Annotated in this window: 1 protein-coding gene; it reads right to left on the minus strand. The window is 49.1% G+C overall.

Annotation, left to right across the window (positions count from 1 at the left end; translation table 11 throughout):
* A partial coding sequence (locus KDK19_RS17620) for a hypothetical protein (protein WP_257292485.1) occupies positions 1 to 986 on the minus strand: 986 nt, incomplete at its 3' end.
* Positions 987 to 1,000: the final 14 nt, after the last annotated feature.

The raw sequence follows: 1,000 nt of genomic DNA on the forward strand, positions 1-1,000 counted from the left end.
AAGCCCCCCCAGTCGTCTTGTTGGTGAGTTGTTGATGAAGTATGAGTGACCGTTCTGGCTCTTTTAGCCGCCTCTTCCTGCTCCTTTTTATGACGTTTTGCAAATTCTTCCTGCTGTCTTTTGTGCTGTATTTCATCTTCTTCTGTCCAGATATAACGCGCTTCCCTCAAATGACTGTAGAGCGCTGACAGCTGCAACTGCATTAAGATATCATCCAGATCCATTCTACAGAATAAAGGACTCATCAGCCCGGCCTGGATCATTACATTCTTCCAAACCTTTTCTGGAAAGCCTTCCATAATGCGCTTGACCTCCTCCTTGTCCTCTATACCGGGTTGCCAGTCCCTTCCTTTGGGATCTTTTCGCTCTGGTTTGTTCAGTTTTTTGCCTAACTGCTTTTTCAGCTCCTCCTCCTGCTGGGATTGCTGCCTTTGCGATTCGGCTTCATGTTCAGAGATCACCTGGTAAACTATGCTGGCAGCAAACACGCCAACCATAGCCCCCATCCCAAGCATCACTCTAAAGGTAGTGAGTTCAAACCAGCCTTCGTATTCGTCGTCATCCTCGTAGTGATACCTGACCGTTTCCTGAGCAGGCGGTGGTGGAGTCACAGGCACCGGCTTTTCACCGTCCAGAATTCTGCGAATCTGCTGGTACCACTCCTTACCATAATCTTCACGATCAGCGGCTTTCATAAACAGGGCGGAGAGGTCTTCCTGATAGTGGCGACGTTCACCGCTGCCTGTGTGCCAGAGGGTGGGATGACGGTTAAACGTTTCAGTCAATAAGGAAAGGTAAAGATGAAATGCCGGATCTCCGGCAATCTGCGGATTCTGTTTTTGCTTGTCTACCTTGAAGCTGAGAGAACGAAGCGCCTTGCCGCGGAGAAAACGCTCCTGCATTTCCAGAAGAATAAAACTGAGTTGACGGGCTAGCTGCTCCCGGGAAAGTCGATTGGATGGAAACTCTCTGAAACTGTTCTGCACAGCTTCCTGAATCA

The sequence above is a fragment of the Endozoicomonas sp. ONNA1 genome (assembly GCF_024606325.1).
Taxonomy (GTDB): domain Bacteria; phylum Pseudomonadota; class Gammaproteobacteria; order Pseudomonadales; family Endozoicomonadaceae; genus Endozoicomonas_A.